Raw genomic sequence first — 16371 nt, 5'->3', positions numbered from 1 at the left:
GGCGGGGGGTCCGGGGGCGGCCCGGGCGCCCGGCTGCGCGGCCGGGGCCGGTCCCGCGGTGGCCCGCCGCCGCAGCCCGTGGCGCTGGCGCTGGCCGCCGACGCCGTCGACTTCGCCTGCCTCAGCCGGTACGGGATGTTCGGCCGGGCCACCTTCGAGACGTACCTGCGCCGGACGGAGGGGCAGCTCCGGGCCCTGCGCGGCCAGGGTCTGGAGGTGCACCTCAGGGTGCTCGAACCGGCCGACTTCGAGGACTTCTGCGAGGAGTTCGGCCTCGGCCCGGAGGACCCGGTGGCGCGGGTCGCCTACGCCGCCGATCCGGAGCTCGCGGGGGAGCCGTTCGTGTACGCCGGGGAGCGCCTGGGCGAGCTGCTCCCGGTGCTGGTCGAGGACCACCGGGCCCGGGTCCGGATCTCGATCGCCAGTGCCGCGCTGCTGGCCGCGCTGGAGCGGGACGAGCAGCCGGAGCCGAGGCTCACGGCGGTGCTGCGCCACGTCGCGGAGGTCTACCTGGCGCTGGCCGACGGGGTCGCCGACGGCTGCCACCTGCTGACCCTGCGCTCGCACGGGCCCGAGGACGGCGAGGAGCTGACGGCGGCGGCCGAAGTCTGCCGGGAGGAGGGCCGGCTGTACGGCGGCGGGCGGGAGGCGGAGGCCTTCTGCGTCACGCTGGCGGCGGGGATCGCCGCCGAGGGCGCGGGTGAGCTGCTGCTGCACAGCGTCCCCGGGGCGGGCAGTTCGCCGCTGGTGTGCGGGTGGCTGCTGGCGGCCGGGCGACTGCGGCCGATGACGGTGCCCGAGGTCTTCGCGGCGCTGGCGGCGGACGCGGAGCGGGGCGTCGGGCTGCCGGACGGCGTGGCCGCCCGTCCGGGCTTCCCGTTGCCCCCGCGGCCGGATGCCTGTGCGCCGCCGAGGCCGGGGGCGGGCGGAGCCTGAGGGCGGGCGGGGCGACCCCGGAGCGAAGGGAGAGCGGCGGCTGGGGGCGGGAGGACGGGAGCGCGAGCCGGCCGGGAGCCGCGGCCCGCCCGCGCCGTGGTGACGCCCGCGCCGTGGTGACGCCCGCGCCGTGGTGACGCCCGCGTCGTGATGACGCCCACGTCGTGGTGACGCCCGTGCCGGGCCGTCCGCGGTTCGGCACGGGCGGTGGCGGTGCGGGCGTGACAGGGGCGTGACGGGGGCGTGACGGCGTCGGCGGGCGCTGCCGTCGAGGCGGCCCTCGCGCCCTGGTGTCCGGAGACCGGCGGCCGGGTGTCCGGGCAGTGGAGTGGCGTGCGCGCCACGCGGGAGCCGGGGGCTGTTCATCGACCGCCTGTTCGGGGAAGATTCGTGGAAGATCAACAGTCGGAGCGCGCGGCGGCCCCACCCCGCCCGCTCCGCAGGCCGTGCAGCAGGCCGGGGCCGCCCGTCGGCAGCCGGCCGCGCTGCGGGCCCCGGCACCGGAGGGGGGACGAATGGGTCGCATCGAGTACAGCGTGGAGATCGCCGACCTGCTCGGCCGCGTCCGGCGCCGCCCCGCTGCCGGCTGGCCCTGGCGGCCGGGGGAGCCGGTGCCGCCGGGTCTGCCCGTCAAGCAGTCCTGGGGCTGGTTGTTCGCCCCGGACGGCCGGGTGCTGACGCTGGTGAACCCCAAGGACGGCATCGTCAGCCTGCCCGGCGGCTCCCTGGAGCCCGAGGACGACGGCGACCCGGGCGCCGCGCTGGCCCGGGAGGCCGGCGAGGAGGCCCAGGCCGTCATCGGGCCGCCGCACTACCTCGGCTATCTCTACGACCGGGTCGGTTCGGCGAACGGCGGGCACGAGTGCGCGCGGGTCAGGATGGCGGCGCCCCTGTACGCCGTCGGGCCGACCGCCCCCGACCCGGCGTCCGGCCGGCACTACCGCCGGCTGCTGGTCGCGCCCGGCCTCGCGGTCGAACTGCTCGGCTGGGGCTCGGCGGGCCTGAGCCAGGCCCGCGCGGCGGTCGCGGTCGCGGTGGCGAGCCTCGGCGTCCCCGGGGTCGCGAACGAGACCATTGAGGAGCTGCCCGCCGCGGGCTGCCCGGTCTTCCCGCGCGGGGACTGACCGCGCGCTGCGCCTGACGGGCCACCGGACCCCGCGCGCCGGGTCGCCGTCCGGCGGATCCGCCGGCGACCCGAGAGTCCGTCGCGCGCCGAGCCACCGCCGATCGCCCGCCGCCCGCCGCCCGCCGCCCGCCGCCCGGAGCCGGCCGCACGCCGCCCGGGAGCCGGCCGCGAACGGCTCCGTCGACCGCCGACGGACGGTCAGGACCGCTGACCGGACGCCCTCCGGCCGACGGACCGCCCCGACCCGATCCGCGAGGTCGGGCGCTGTCAAGTCCGTCCGATCAGCCGATTTCCGGTCCAGGTGGCGTAGTTCAACCTCCTGTCGTGCGACGGACCGTCAATATTTTTGGCATGAGCGCTTCCTCTACACGCTACTGCCTGGTATCACAACTGTGACCCCAGTCACTTACGTGGAGGTGCCATGCGCCCCGCTCGTGCAATGTCCGTCGCCACACTGGCGATTCTTCTCACCGTGGCCAGTCTCTTCGTCGCCTCGCCCGCCAGTGCCGCGGGAGTGCGCTACGCCGCCCTCGGCGACTCCTACTCGGCCGGCGTGGGTGCCGGTAGCTACACGAGCGAGAGCGGGAGCTGCAAGCGCAGCACGAACTCGTACCCGTACCTCTGGAAGAACGCGCACGCGCCCTCGGCGTTCGCGTTCGTCGCCTGCTCGGGCGCCAGAACCGGTGACGTGCTCAGCAACCAGCTGTCGGTCCTGGACGCGAACACCACGCTGGTCAGCATCAGCATCGGCGGCAACGACGCGGGCTTCGCCAGCACCATGCAGACCTGTGTGCTGGACTCCGAGACGGCCTGCCTGAACGCGGTGGCCGCCGCCAAGGCCTACGCCACCAACACGCTGCCCGCCCAGCTGGACAACGTCTACGCCCAGATCCACGCCAAGGCGCCCAACGCGCATGTGGTGGTACTCGGTTACCCGCACCTCTACAAGATCGGCGGCAGCTGCATCTTCGGGATCGGTGACACCAAGCGGGCCGCGATCAACGGCGCTGCCGACACCCTGGACACCGTGACCGCCAAGCGGGCGGCTAACGCGGGCTTCTCGTTCGGCGACGTGCGGAGCGCGTTCACCGGTCACGAGATCTGCGCGAGCGGCACGGTCTGGCTGAACAGCACCGTGCTCCCGGTCGACGAGAGCTACCACCCGAAGGCGGCCGGCCAGTCCGGGGGCTACCTGCCGGCGTTCTCCGCCGCGGCCTGACCTCCGCGCGGCACCCGCACCTGATCCGCCATCCGATCCGACACGTCTGATCCGACGCGCCCGATCCCACGCGCCGGCTGAGCACCGGCCGACCGCCGGGCGGCCCCCGGTGCCGCTCCCCCGACCAGGGGAGCGGCACCGGGGGCCGTGGCGCGTGGGGCGGTCGCCCCGGTGCGGGGCGACCGCCGGCCGTCAGTGCAGGTACTCGGTGAGACCGGCCGGCCGCAGACCGGCCGCCCGGGCCGCCGTCAGGGCGCGCTGGAGGTCGCCCGCCAGGGTGTCGGTGAAGTGCATCAGCACCACGTCGCCGGCCTGCAGCGGGCCGCCGTGCCAGACGTTGGAGGCGCCCCAGCTGAAGTCCGCGGTCGCCGTCACGACGGTGCGGATGCCGCAGTTGGCGGCGGCCTGCAGGGTGTCCGCGTTCCAGGCCAGGTACGGCGGCCGGAACACGGTGGTGGGCGTGCCGTAGACCCGGGCGGCCGCGTCCCGGGCGTCGCAGATCTCGGCCTGCTGCTCGGCGAGCGGGAGCGTGCTGAGATCGCGGTGCGAGACGCTGTGGTTCTGCACGGACGAGCCGGGTACGGCGGTCACCCGCTTGAAGAAGTCCGGCTCGAAGCCGGAGGGCATCGGCAGCGGGAAGGCCGTGATCGGCAGCTGGTTGGCCGCGATGAACTGCTCGGCCTCCGGGGTGCGCTGCCAGCCGTCGTCGATGGTGAAGAAGACCACGTTGTCCGTGGTCGGCACGTTCCAGGTGGCCCGGGCGGGGGCGGGGGCCGGGCCGTCCACCCGCACGTCGTCGGCCGCGAACGGCCCCTGGCCGTACCAGCCGTGCAGGTAGAGCCGGACGGTGGAGGCGGTGGCGCCGGTGGTGAAGGCGGTGGTCAGCCGCTGCCACTGGCCGCCGGTGTTCTCCACCCAGGACGGTGCGACGTCGTGGCCCGTCCCGGTGGCACCGAGGAAGACGTAGGAGCCGCGCACCCAGGCGGAGACGGTGTACGTGGTGTTGGGGAGAACCGAGACGGTCTGGGCGCACTCGCCGGTGGAGTCGCCGGACGCCGGGGTCACGGACAGCGCCGAGCTTCCGTCGTGCGCCTGGCCGGTGGCGACGACGGCCTCGCCCGCGCCGCAGCTCCAGCCGGGGATCGCCCCCCAGTCGGCGAGCGGCAGGGCCGGGATCTCGAATCCCGGGTTGGTGGCCAGGTTGACGGTGGGTGCGGGTTCGGACGCGGCCTGGGCGGCTGGCGCCGCCAGTCCGAGGGCGACGACGGCCGCGCTCGCGGCGCACGCCGCGAGACGACGCAGGGGGGTGGACACCGGAGTTCTCCTGTGTGGGGGATGCGCCTGCGAGGGCGCGCGTAACAGGGGGACGCTCCCCGAGGGTTGGGAGCCGTGGCGTGCCGCACTCAGGCCGTGCCAAACAATGGACTGGACCAGACGGCCCGTCAAGAGCCGGACGCGCGGCGTGACGACGGGGGCTCGTCGGAGAGCGTGCCCCGCCGTCCGTGGTCCGCGGCCGTCGCCCGTCATCCGTCGCCCGGCGATCCGGATCGACGGGTGTCCGTGCTTCCGTCGGCCGGTCGGGAGGCGGAGAATGAGGGGTCGTCGTCCCGGAGGAGGCCAGGGTGTTCCGCCGCTGGTGGTTCATCGACCTGCTGCCCGGGCTGGCGCAGGAGCGCCCGGCGCGCGCCGGGCGCGTCCCCAGGGAGCGGCAGGAGCTGGTGCTGCGCGAGTGGGAGGTGCTCAGGGAGCGGCTGGCGGCCTTCGCCGCCGAGCGGGTCGCGACGGCGGGCGAGGTCTTCCGGGCCGCCGAACTGGACCTCCCGCCCGGCGAGGGCGCGGCCCGGCGGGACTACCTCTGGGCGCTGGACGCCTACCAGGCCGCCGGGAAGCTCCTGGACGAGGCGGCGGACCTGCCGGACCTGACGGCGGCCGTGGTGCTGGCCGAGCGCGCCGTGGAGCGACTCGCAGCGGCCCATGCCGCGCACGCGGGCCGCCGCCCCGACCCGCCGGTCCTGCGCTGCTTCTACAACCCGCTGCACGGCGCCGTGCCGGAGGCCGCCCCGAAGCGCTCGAACCGGGCCCGCCGGCGCCCCCGGCTGGGCGCCCGGGAGGCGGCGGCCGACCACCGGCCCGCCTGCGTCGCCTGCCGCCGGGCGATCATCGCGGGGCAACGCCCGGACGTCCTGCCCGCGCTGCTCCCGGCCGGCGCCACCGGGCGCCGCTCGCCGGGCGTGCTGGTGCCGTACTACACCGTCCCGCAGCAGTGGTCGCCGTGGTCCGCCACGGCCTGCGGCGCGTACGGCGAGGAGGGGCCCGCCCTGGTCATGCGCGGGGAGCACCGCCGCCGTGTCCCGCGGGGCCGCCGCACACCGCCCCGTCCGAGTTGACGGTTGCCGACCCGGCCCGCCCGCCGGCCCGGCCCGCTTGCCCGGGGTGAGTACAGGGCCGACCCCGCGCCCGCTCGGGTCCGGCGCCCCCTGACATCCGATGTCGCAGGCCTCGGCGTCGCCATGAGATGCCGTCAGGCGACCTCGCGGCAGCGCGGGTCGGTGCCAATGCGGCGCCGGCCACGGAGGGGGGCGGCGTCATGGGCGAGCGGGAACTGGGCCCCTTTCCGGGGCAGGTGTACGCGCACCTGGCCGGCATCCAGTCGTACGCCGACTTCAAGGTGCACGGCTTCGCGCTCCACCCGATCCCGCAGGCAGCCCCGGAGCCGCGACGGTGGCGGGGCACCCGGCGGGTGGGCGGTCGGCACGCCTACGGCGAGTACAGCTCCTCGATGTCGTCCGCGTACCGCTCGGTGATCGCCGCCCGGCGCAGCTTCAGCGACGGGGTCATCAACCCCTGCTCCAGGGTGAACTCCCGCGGCAGCAGCCGGAACGCGCGGATCGACTCGGCGCGCGAGACGGCGGTGTTCGCGGCGGCCACGGCCCGCTGGATCTCGGCGTGCAGCTCCTCGTCGGCGAGCACGCCCCACTCGTCGAGCTGCTCGCGCCCGTGGGTCTTCAGCCAGTGCGCCAGCGCCGGGCCGTCGAGGGTGATCAGCGCGGCGACGTACGGGCGGTCGTCGCCCACCACCAGGCACTGCGAGACCAGCGGGTGGGCCTGCACCCGCTCCTCCAGGCTGCTCGGCGCCAGGTTCTTGCCGCTGCTGGTGACGATCAGGTCCTTCTTGCGGCCGACGATGGTGAGGTAGCCGTCCTCGTCGAGCCGGCCGAGGTCACCGGTGGCCAGCCAGCCCTCGTACAGGGCCGCGGCGGTGCAGCGCGGGTGGTTGAGGTAGCCGCCGAACACCATCGGGCCACTCACCCACACCTCGCCGTCGTCGGCGATCGACACCGAGGCGCCGGGCAGCGGGAGGCCCACCGTGCCGAACTTGGCCCGGCCGGGCGGGTTGGCGGTGACGGCGGCCGAGGTCTCGGTCAGGCCGTAGCCCTCGTAGAGGGTCATGCCGGCGCCGGCGAAGAAGAGGCCGAGGTCCCGGCTGAGCGTCGAGCCGCCGGACATCAGGTTGCGCACCCGGCCGCCGAGCACGGCCCGCAGCCGCTGGTAGACCGTCCGGTCGTAGGCCGCGTGCCGCAGCCGCAGCCGGGGGCTGGGGCCCGGGCCGTGCCCCAGCGCCTTCTGCTCCCGGGCGGCGGCCCACTCGACCGCCACCCGGGCCGCCTGCTCGAAGAGTTCGGCCCGGCCGGCCTCCTCGGCGGCCCGGCGGGCCTGCTGGTAGATCTTCTCCAGCACGTACGGCACGGCGATCAGGACGCTCGGCCGGTAACCGGCCAGCGCGGGCAGCAGGGCGTCACTGCTGACCTCGGCCAGGTGGCCGAGGCGGATGCCGCCGCGCATCGCGGCGATCTGCGCCACCCGCCCGTAGACGTGGGCCATCGGCAGGAAGAGCAGGGTGGACGGCGGTTCGCCCCCGCTGTCCCGGAACACCTCTTCCCAGCCGTCGAGCAGGGTGTCGGCCTCGACGGCGAGGTTGCCGTGGGTGAGCAGGCACCCCTTGGGCCGACCGGTGGTGCCGGAGGTGTAGATGACGGTGGCGATGGTGTCCGGGGTGACGCCGAGGCGCTGCCGGTGCACGAGGGAGTCCGGCACGCCCCGGCCGTCCTCGGTGATCGCCCGGACGCAGTCCTGGTCGAGCTGCCAGATCCCGTTGAGGTCGGGCAGCGCGTCGCAGACCGCGCCGACCGTCATCGCGTGGTCCTCGTCCTCCACCACGCAGGCCACCGCCTGGGTCTCGGCGAGGATCCAGCGGACCTGTTCGGCGGCCGAGGTGGGGTAGACCGGCACCGGGATCGCGCCGATCGACCACAGGGCGTAGTCGAAGAGCGTCCACTCGTACCGGGTGCGGGACATCAGGGCGACCCGGTCGCCGTACCGCACGCCCCGGGTCAGCAGGCCCTTGGCGAGGGCGAGCACCTCGTCGCGGAAGGCGGCCGCGCCCACCTCCCGCCACTGCTCGGAGCCCTCCGCGCGGCGGGCCAGCTGGACCAGGGCGGGGGTGCGTTCGGCGGTGTCGTACAGCGAGTCCGCGAGCCCGCCGGTGGCCGTGGCGGCCAGGGCGGTGCTGGTGAACTCGCGCACGCGTTCCCCCCGATCTCCGTGACGGCTGCGCCTGCCGGGGCCCGAGCGGGCGTCCGGTGCGGCGGCGCTGTGGGACGGGCAGGTGGGAGCGAAGGTATCGGATTGCCGTGTCACTGCCCAGGGCTGCAGCGGTGATGGGACGAGATCGGCACCTGCGGGTGGGGAAAGTGCCCGAGCGGGCGTCCGGCGGGGCGGGCCGGCCCGGCGCCAATCGGAATTAGCGGAATATTCGGACAACCGCCGGTCAACGACGGATTCGACCCTCGAACGAATGGTCAGGGCGTAGTAGGCTCTCGCAAATCCCGCGGCCGGGTCCTCCGGCGGCCCTGCCTGCCCGAAACCGATCCCTGTCCGCGCCTGGCATTTCCGACCGAGGACCCCATGCGTCTGCGCAGCAGCTCGATCCGCGCGAAGGTCATCGCGCTGCTCATGGTGCCCATCGTCGCGCTCACCGCGCTGTGGGTCTACGCCACGCTGGTCACCACCGGTGACGTCTGGACCCAGTTCGACGTGAGCAGCAGCTACCGCAGTTTCGGCGGCCCGGTGGAACAGTACGCGCACGACCTGCAGAACGAGCGCCGCGCCGCCGTCCAGCGGCTCGCCGACCCGCGCTCCCAGCCCGCCGCCGAGGCCTTCGACAAGGCCAGGGGCGCCACCGACCGCGACGCCCAGGCGCTGCGCGCCAAGCTCGGCAGCGGAGCGGCCGGCAAGCTGGACCAGAACCAGCAGGCCCGCTTCCGCGACGTGCTGGCGAGCTACGACCAGCTGGTCGCGGTCCGCGACCACATCGAGCGCTCGATGGTGAGCTGGACGTACATCCTGGAGCAGTACAGCGAGCTGGTGAAGCCCACCTTCGCCTTCCGTTCGGCCTTCGTCAGCCGGCAGAGCGGCCAGCTGCCCCGGCAGGGCACCATCCTGATCGAGCTGGTCCGCGCCCGCGAGTTCCTCTCGCAGGAGGACGCGGCGATGGAGGGCCTGCACGGCTCGACCGCCAAGATCAGCCCGCAGCAGTACCAGGCCGCACTGGACGCCCTGCACAACCAGCGGGCGCTGTTCACGGTCTACATCGCCGAGCTGGAGCCGGCGGACCGCACCGACTACCTGGCCCTGCGCAGCGGCGAGAACTGGTCCGCCCTGGAGCGCGCGGAGCGCGACTTCACCAACGCCGCCGGCTACGAGCGGGTCGCCGGCGCGCTCGACGGCGACAACTGGCACGAGGTCGCCGAGCACGCGCTCAGCGACCTCGACGCGATCAACGCCCGGCTCAGCGGCGGCGTGGACGCCCGCGCCCGGTCGTACGCGATGGGCCTGCTCTGGCGCGGCGGCATCGCCGGCCTGATCGGCCTCGCCGCCATCGTGCTCTCCATCGTGATCTCCTACCGGATCGGCCGCGGCATGGCCCGGGAGATGATCGGCCTGCGCAACGCCGCCCAGGAGCTCGCCGCCAACCGGCTGCCCTCGGTGATGCTCCGGCTGCGCCGCGGCGAGCCGGTGGACATCGCCACCGAGGCCCCGGAACTGCAGTTCGGCCCCGCCGAGGCCGGACAGGTCGGCCGGGCGATCAACGCCGTGCAGCGGGCCGCCGTCGAGGCCGCCGTCGAGCAGGCCGAGCTGCGCCGCGGCGTCTCCGCCGTCTTCGTGAACCTGGCCCGCCGCAGCCAGGTGCTGCTGCACCGCCAGCTCACCCTGCTCGACACCATGGAGCGCCGCACCGAGGACCCGGCCGAGCTGGAGGACCTCTTCCGGCTCGACCACCTCACCACCCGCATGCGCCGGCACGCCGAGGGCCTGATCATCCTCTCCGGCGGCTCGCCGGGCCGGGCCTGGCGCAAGCCGGTGCGGATGGTGGACGTGGTGCGGGCCGCCGTCGGCGAGGTGGAGGACTACGCCCGGGTGATCGTCCGGCCGTTCCCCGGCACCGGGCTGCTCGGCAGCGCCGTCGCGGACGTCACCCACCTGATCGCCGAACTGGTCGAGAACGCGGCCGTGTTCTCGCCGCCGCAGACCCAGGTCACCGTCCAGGGCGAGGTGGTCGCGCACGGCTTCGCGCTGGAGATCGACGACCGGGGCCTGGGCCTGAGCAGCCAGGCCCTCGCCGAGATCAACCAGCGGCTCGCGGTGGAGCAGGAGTTCGACCTCGCCGACACCGACCGGCTGGGCCTGTTCGTGGTCAGCCGACTGGCCCGCCGGCACGGCATCCGGGTGCACCTGCGGCCCTCGCCGTACGGCGGCACCACGGCCGTCGTGCTGATCCCGCGTGAACTGCTCGCCGAGGCGCCGGACGCGATGTCCGAGCAGCCGGCGGCCCCCGCGCCCGTCCAGGCCAGGGCCACGGCGCCCGCGGGCGCCCGGCGCGGCCAGCGCGAGCTGGTCGCCGTGCCCGCCCTCGCCGACTCCGGCCCGCACGGGCGCCACGCCGGCCCGGACGCCCCCGACGAGGAGGACGCGGCCGGCCGCCGGGGCGGCCCCCGCCCGTCGGTGGCCGAGCCCGCCCGGGAGCCGGGCGGCCTGCCGCGCCGTCGTGCCTCCGGTCCGGTGCTCGTCCCCTCGCCGTCCGCCGAGGCCTCCGGCCGCGGCCGGCACCGGCGGGCGGACGGGCTGACGGAATCCGAGGCGCAGGGGCTTGTGGACGTGGCGCCCGCCGCCGAACCGCCGGCCGCCGGCCTGCTGCCCCGCCGGGTCCGCCAGGCGAACCTGGCCCCGCAGCTCAAGGAGGCCGCCCAGCGGCGCCCGGGGGCCGGCGCGGCGGCTCCGGGGGAGTCCGAGGCCGCTCGGGAGCGCTCGCCGGAGGAGGCACGGGCCACCTTCTCGTCCTTCCAGCGCGGCTTCACCCGCGGCCGGGGCGACCGCGTCAGGCCCGGCTCGCTGACGGCCGTCCCGGACCGCCCGGCGCCCGCGGCGCCCACTCCGCCCGCGCCCGCGGAGTCCGTCCGGTTCGACCCGTGGGCGGGTTCCGGCCGACGGGCCCTCACCTCGGCGCCCCGGCCGGCGGCCCTGCCCGCGGCCCCGGCGGGCCCCGCGGCCCTCACCGGCCGTCCGCTCCCGGGCCGGCTCGGCGCCGCGGCCCCGGTGCCCGGATCGCCCGGACCCGCGGTACGACCTGGATCTTCTGCAGCACCTGGATCAACGGCACCACCTGCAGCAACCGCACAACCCACACCCTCTGCTCCACCTGCATCCCCTGCACCATCCGCACCACCCGCTCCAGCGGAAGGAACTGATTCATGACCAGTACGACGCAGCCGTCCGGGGACCTCAACTGGCTCCTGGACGACCTCGTGGGACGGGTCGCGGCCCTGCGGCACGGCGTGATCCTCTCCAGCGACGGCCTGGCCACCGGTGCCTCCAGCGGTCTGGTCCGGGAGGACGCCGAGCACCTGGCCGCCGTCGCGGCCGGCTTCCACAGCCTCGCCAAGGGGGCCGGGCGGCACTTCCAGGTCGGCGGGGTCCGCCAGACCATGGTCGAGCTCGACGAGGCCTTCCTCTTCATCACCGCCGCCGGCGACGGCAGCTGCCTCGCCGTGCTCAGCGAGGCCGAGGCCGACATCGGCCTGATCGCCTACGAGATGGCCCTGCTGGTCAAGCGGGTCGGCGAGCACCTGGCCGCCGAGCCCCGAACCGCTCCGCCCGGGAGATGACGAAGCGATGACCGAGGGGACGGGCCAGGAGCCCGAGGAGGCCACCGCGTCCGCGCCGCGCCCGGCCGCGGAGGTGCAGTGGTTCGACGACGACGCGGGACCGATGGTCCGGCTGTTCTCGATGACCAAGGGGCGGGCGAGGCCCATCGAGGAGGGTCTGTTCGACCTCATCTCGATGATCGCCGCCGAACCCGCCGGGGACGAGGAGTCCGAGGCCGAGGCCGCCCTCGACCTGGAGCACCACGCGCTCCTCACCTGGTGCCGGCGCGAGCCGCTCACCGTCGCCGAGCTCGGCTCGTACACCGACCTGCCGGTCAGCGTGGTGCGGGTGCTGCTCGGCGACCTCTACGACGCCGACCTGATCACCGTCACCCGTCCCGTCCCGCTCGCCCAGCTGCCGGACGAGCGCCTGCTCCGGGATGTGATCAATGGACTCCGTGCGCTCTGACCCGGCCGCCGCGCGCGAGCGCTGGCCGGGCGGACCGGCCGTGGCCCTGAAGATCCTCGTCGCGGGGGGCTTCGGCGCGGGCAAGACCACCCTGGTCGGGGCGGTCAGCGAGATCCGCCCGCTGCGCACCGAGGAGCAGATCAGCGAACTCAGCCGCACCGTCGACGACACCGCCGGGGTGGAGGCCAAGCGGACCACCACGGTGGCGATGGACTTCGGCCGGATCGACCTGCGCGAGGGCCTGGCGCTCTACCTGTTCGGCACCCCCGGCCAGGACCGCTTCTGGTTCGTCTGGGACGAGCTGGCGCAGGGCTCGCTGGGCGCGGTGGTGCTGGCCGACACCCGCCGGCTGGCCGACTGCTTCCCCTCGGTGGACTTCTTCGAGCGGCGCGGCATCCCGTTCGTCGTCGCGGTGAACTGCTTCGAGGGCACCCAGGTCTTCGCCCCCGAGGACGTCCGCGCGGCCCTCGACCTCGACCCGGGCGTGCCCGTCGTGCTCTGCGACGCGCGCAGCCGCGAGGACGGCAAGAACCTGCTGATCACCCTGGTCGAGCACGCCGCCGACCGCGCCGCCCGGAGGCCCGTGCCGACCGCCTGACGCCCGGCCCGGGCCGGGCGCCCGAAGCCGGCCCGAAGCCCCGGCCCGGGCCGGCGTCCCGTCCGGATGACGGACGCCCGTGGCCTCGCGGGTTGCCCTGCCGGGCCCTCGCGTGGAAGGCTCTGTACGGAGGGTCCCGCACACCGGAAGCGTGGCGGGGCCGACGGGCGCCGCAACGGCGTCCGGCCGCGACTCGGGGGAGGGCAGCGCCGTGACCGTCCAGTGGCCCCGTACGGCCGTGCCCGCCCCGGCGACTCCCGCGCTGACCGTCCGCCGGTACATCGACCTGGCCCTGATCTGCAGCGCCTGCTGTCCGTAGCACCCGCTGATCCCACGCGTCGATCCCACCCGCTGACCGCTCCCGCACGGAGCCGGTCCCGCACGGGCACCGCCGCGGGCCACCCGGCCCGCTCCGCGGACTGATCCGACGCGCCGTCACACCAGACCGCCTCCTTCCCCGGCTGCACCACGACGGCCCGGCGCCCCCTGCGGCGCCCCGCCCGTACCGGCGCCGGCGCCCCGCGCTGCCCGCAGCCACCGTCCGGATCCCCGCGGAGACCCCTGTGAAGTTCGCCCGACCCGCCCTGGCCGCCACCGCCCTGCTCGCAGCCACCGCCTGCGGCGGCAACGCCGAGGCGGGGCCGGCCACCGCCGAGCGGCCCGCCGTCGAACTGCGGCTCCCCGAGCCCGGCAACTCCGGTGTCCTGGCCGTCGCGAAGAAGGACGGCTCGCTCGACCGCGCCCTGGCGGCGGTGCACGCCAGGGCGGTGTGGACCGCCGCGCCGGCCGGCTTCGCCGACGCCGCCGCCCAGCTCAAGGCCGGCAAGCTCGACGCGGCGCAGGGCAGCATCAGCAACGGGCTGATCCCGCTGGCCGGGCAGCCGGGGTTCGAGCTGTTCGGCGCCGCCCAGCCGGACCCGATCGGCGAGGGCATCCTGGTCAAGAACAACTCCGGCATCAAGTCCGTCAAGGACCTCGCCGGCCGCAAGGTGGCCGTCGACGCCGGCGGCACCGGCGAGTACCTGCTGCTCCAGGCCCTGGCGAAGTACCAGGTGCCGGTCGAGCAGGTGCAGCGGGTACGGCTCGACCCGGAGGCCGCCCGCAGCCGGTTCGCGGTCGGCGAGGTGGACGCCTGGGCCGCCACCGGCGACCCGGTGATCACCGAACTCGCCCACGCCAGCGCCTACCTGGTGACCAGCGGCTTCGGCGCGGGCTCCGACAACTACCGGGTCTGGGCGGTGCGCAGCGAACTCGCCGGGCAGCACCCCGAGGTGGTCCGGGCGCTGTACGACTACCTGCGCGAGGCGGAGGTCAGGGCGCAGCGGGATCCGGCCGCCTACCTCAACGTCTTCACCAGCACCGGCCCGGAGGCCGTCTCCGGGCGGGCGAAGGAGATCCGGGTCGACGTCGGCCGGGCGGCCGCGCCGCTCGGGCCGATCCGGGAGGAGGACGCCGTCCGGCTGGACAAGGTGGCGCAGCTGTTCGCCGCCCGGCAGATCACCCCCGCCGTGGTGGACGTCCGCTCCCATCTGCTGGACGTGAACGGCCTTGCGGGAGCGGTCAAGTGACCCGTCCGGCGGCGGGCCGGCGGGCCCGCCGGGATGTCCCGCCCGCTGTGGCGGGGCGCAATCACCCGTTCATCTGGTTCAATAGGCGCATGAACAACGTCGTGGACAGCAGCCGAGGTCGCTTCGACCTCGAGCCGTTCTGGCCGTCCCGACAGCCGCACCTGTTCGACCAGACGTGTCCGGGCTCATCCGGCGCGTCCCGGCCCACCGTCCGCTGACCTCGGTTCAGCCCGGTAGCAGGCCCCTCGACGCGCAGACGACACCCACCGTCAGTCTCGCGCGAAAGTAGCGGCACCATGTCTTCTTCCTCCACGGCCACCCTCTCCGTCCCCTCCGCGACCCCGCACCTGCGCGCGGTCCGCTCCGTCCTCGCCCCGGCCACCGAGCGGCGGCACCTCGGTGCCCCGGCGGCGTCCGGACCCCAGCCCGCGGCGCCGCAGCAGGTGCCGCCACAGGCCCTGTTGACCGCCCTGCCCGAGGGCGCCACGGTGGTCGCGGCCCTCCCGCAGTCCGCGCTGCCGCAGGGGCTGCTCGCCCAGTTCGGCGTGCAGTTCGGCGCCGCCGGCCACCAGCCGGTGGTCGGTTACCTGGTCCTGGTTCCGGCCGAGCCGGCGCCGGCGGCCGGTCCGGCCCTCGCTCCCCGCGTGGCCGACACCCCCTCGCCCGCCGTCGCGGGCTTCGCGTCCCCGGTTCCCGCCTTCGCGCCCCTCGCCCCGGCGGCGGCTCCCGCGGCGGCCGACCCGGTCCGCCGGCCGGCCGTCCCGGCCGCGCGGGGCATCAGCGTGGACGTCGAGCGCCGCAACGCCTACGTGGACGGCAGGTTGCTCGACCTGACCTACCTGGAGTTCGAGCTGCTGGCGCACCTCACCGAGCACCCGCAGCGGGTGCACACCCGGGATCACCTGGTCTCGGCGGTCTGGGGCTACGGACACGTCGGCGACGGCCGGACGGTCGACGTGCACGTCGCCCGGCTGCGCCGCAAGCTCGGTGCGGCCTACCGCGACAGCATCGTGACGGTCCGCCGGGTCGGCTACAAGTACACGCCGGTGGCGTAGGGCGCGTCCGGGCACCATCCGGCGGATGTCCGCCGGTACGGGCTGATCCGTCCCCCTCGGGGGCGGGTCAGCCCGCTCGCTGTTCCGGCGGCAGCAGCAGGACGGAGAGCGCCGTCGCGCACGTCCTGGCGTGCCCGAGGAACCAGGGCAGCCGCTCGTCGGTGAGCCGCTCGGGGCCGGAGCGCACGGCGAGCGCGAACCGGGCCTGGCCGCCGCGGTCGAGCACCGGGACGGCCACCGTGCGCACCCCGGCGGCGGACTCGCCGTCGTTGAGCGCGTACCCGGTCTCCCGGACCAGCTCCAATTCCTGCAGCAGCAGCTCGGGTTCGGTGATCGTCCGGTCGGTGAACGGCTCCAGCGGGCCGAGTGCGCGGGCGTCCGCATCGCCCGGGCGAGGCCAGGCCAGCAGCACCTTGCCGAGCGCGGTGGAGTGCAGCGGGCGGCGCAGCCCGAGGCCGGTGTCCGGGCGGACGGAGGCGCCGACCAGGATCACCGCGTGCGGTCCGCTGCGGATCGCCAGGTCGGCGGTGGCGCCGGTGCGCCGGGAGAGCAGGTCGAGCTCCGGGCCGGCCAGGTGCAGGCCCCGCTGGTGGAAGGTGAGTTGGCCGAGTTCGGCGACGGCGGGGCCGAGCCGGTAGCGGGTGGTCTGCTCGTCCTGGTCGAGGAACCCGGCGCTGACCAGGGTCCGGGCCAGGCGGTGGGCCGTGGAGACCGACAGGCCGGTGCGCCGGGCCAGGTCGGAGGCGCTGAGGTCGGGGCCGTTGTCGTGGAAGCACTGCAGCAGCCCGAGGGCCCGCTGCACCGCCTGCGCGCCGGCGGGCGGGCCCTGGACGGTGACCGCCTCGGCCATGACACCTCGCGTTCTGTACCGGACTCCGCTCGGGAGCACCGGAGTTGGGACCCTGACCGGGCTGACGCTCCCAGACTATGACAGGCAGGCCCGCACAATTGTGTCGCCGGCATTGCAATGACATGGCTTTTATGAACAAGTGATCCCACGATGTGGAAAAGCTTGCTTCGAGCTCCGGTGGCGTGGAACGCTCTGGGCATCGCACCGGACCAGCCGCTGCGACACCCCTGACGCCCCAGTAGGAAGGAGCAGCGCCGTGCCGATCCACCGGTGCCCGGCCCCCTCCGAAGTCCGCGTCCGCCGTACCTGTTGTCGCTGACACCGCCCTCTCCCCGCAGCCCGGCCACCC

General features: G+C 75.3%; 13 protein-coding genes. 10 read left to right on the top strand and 3 right to left on the bottom strand.

Going from position 1 to position 16371, the window contains the following annotated elements; translation table 11 throughout:
• From ACFTWP_RS21195 to ACFTWP_RS21185, 3 genes are all read left to right on the top strand, one after another.
• Positions 1 to 936, top strand: a 936-nt coding sequence (locus ACFTWP_RS21195) for a hypothetical protein (RefSeq protein ID WP_380266174.1), incomplete at its 5' end; no start/stop codon positions are given.
• 515 nt (positions 937 to 1451) lie between these two features.
• Positions 1452 to 2060, top strand: coding sequence for a hypothetical protein (locus ACFTWP_RS21190; RefSeq protein WP_380266173.1), 609 nt, complete (start codon positions 1452 to 1454; stop codon positions 2058 to 2060).
• Positions 2061 to 2483: 423 nt separating this feature from the next.
• The gene (locus tag ACFTWP_RS21185) at positions 2484 to 3281 is read left to right on the top strand and encodes an SGNH/GDSL hydrolase family protein (RefSeq protein ID WP_380266172.1); all 798 of its coding nucleotides are present in this window, start codon (positions 2484 to 2486) and stop codon (positions 3279 to 3281) included.
• A gap of 192 nt (positions 3282 to 3473) precedes the next feature.
• Here the strand turns inward: ACFTWP_RS21185 and ACFTWP_RS21180 are convergent, their stop codons facing one another.
• Positions 3474 to 4595 carry a polysaccharide deacetylase family protein gene (locus ACFTWP_RS21180; protein ID WP_380266171.1) on the bottom strand — a complete coding sequence of 374 codons (1122 nt, stop codon included), beginning with the start codon at positions 4593 to 4595 and terminating at the stop codon, positions 3474 to 3476.
• Positions 4596 to 4903: 308 nt separating this feature from the next.
• Here ACFTWP_RS21180 and ACFTWP_RS21175 point away from each other — a divergent pair, with 308 nt between their 5' ends.
• A complete protein-coding gene (locus ACFTWP_RS21175) occupies positions 4904 to 5668 on the top strand; it encodes a hypothetical protein (RefSeq protein WP_380266170.1) in 765 nt (254 codons plus the stop codon).
• Positions 5669 to 6038: 370 nt separating this feature from the next.
• On the opposite strand, the gene ACFTWP_RS21170 is transcribed toward ACFTWP_RS21175, so the two are convergent.
• On the bottom strand, positions 6039 to 7865 hold the full coding sequence (locus tag ACFTWP_RS21170) for an AMP-dependent synthetase/ligase (protein WP_380266169.1): 1827 nt from the start codon (positions 7863 to 7865) through the stop codon (positions 6039 to 6041).
• A 381-nt stretch (positions 7866 to 8246) separates the two neighbouring features.
• Between ACFTWP_RS21170 and ACFTWP_RS21165 the strand changes: the two genes are divergently transcribed.
• The 6 genes from ACFTWP_RS21165 to ACFTWP_RS21140 all read left to right on the top strand — a co-directional run bounded on the left by ACFTWP_RS21165 (position 8247) and on the right by ACFTWP_RS21140 (position 15172).
• A complete protein-coding gene (locus ACFTWP_RS21165; RefSeq protein WP_380266168.1) occupies positions 8247 to 11093 on the top strand; it encodes a nitrate- and nitrite sensing domain-containing protein in 2847 nt (948 codons plus the stop codon).
• Entirely contained in the window at positions 11090 to 11503 is a 414-nt protein-coding gene (locus tag ACFTWP_RS21160) for a roadblock/LC7 domain-containing protein (RefSeq protein ID WP_380266167.1), read from the top strand. Before ACFTWP_RS21165 ends, ACFTWP_RS21160 begins: the two co-directional genes overlap by 4 nt.
• Before the next feature lie 7 nt (positions 11504 to 11510).
• Positions 11511 to 11951: a DUF742 domain-containing protein gene (locus tag ACFTWP_RS21155; RefSeq protein WP_380266166.1), complete on the top strand. Its 441-nt coding sequence runs from the start codon at positions 11511 to 11513 to the stop codon at positions 11949 to 11951.
• Positions 11932 to 12549 (top strand): ATP/GTP-binding protein, encoded by a 618-nt coding sequence (locus tag ACFTWP_RS21150; RefSeq protein ID WP_380266165.1) that lies wholly within the window; start codon positions 11932 to 11934, stop codon positions 12547 to 12549. Before ACFTWP_RS21155 ends, ACFTWP_RS21150 begins: the two co-directional genes overlap by 20 nt.
• 563 nt (positions 12550 to 13112) lie before the next feature.
• Positions 13113 to 14117 (top strand): NrtA/SsuA/CpmA family ABC transporter substrate-binding protein, encoded by a 1005-nt coding sequence (locus ACFTWP_RS21145; protein ID WP_380266164.1) that lies wholly within the window; start codon positions 13113 to 13115, stop codon positions 14115 to 14117.
• Positions 14118 to 14413: 296 nt separating this feature from the next.
• On the top strand, positions 14414 to 15172 hold the full coding sequence (locus tag ACFTWP_RS21140) for a winged helix-turn-helix domain-containing protein (protein WP_380266163.1): 759 nt from the start codon (positions 14414 to 14416) through the stop codon (positions 15170 to 15172).
• 67 nt (positions 15173 to 15239) lie between these two features.
• Here the strand turns inward: ACFTWP_RS21140 and ACFTWP_RS21135 are convergent, their stop codons facing one another.
• The gene (locus ACFTWP_RS21135) at positions 15240 to 16022 is read right to left on the bottom strand and encodes an IclR family transcriptional regulator (RefSeq protein ID WP_380266162.1); all 783 of its coding nucleotides are present in this window, start codon (positions 16020 to 16022) and stop codon (positions 15240 to 15242) included.
• Positions 16023 to 16371: the final 349 nt, after the last annotated feature.

This window comes from Kitasatospora sp. NPDC057015 (assembly GCF_042673745.1).
In the GTDB taxonomy this organism is placed as follows: Bacteria; Actinomycetota; Actinomycetes; order Streptomycetales; family Streptomycetaceae; genus Kitasatospora.
This window is presented reverse-complemented; position numbering and strand designations above follow the sequence as displayed.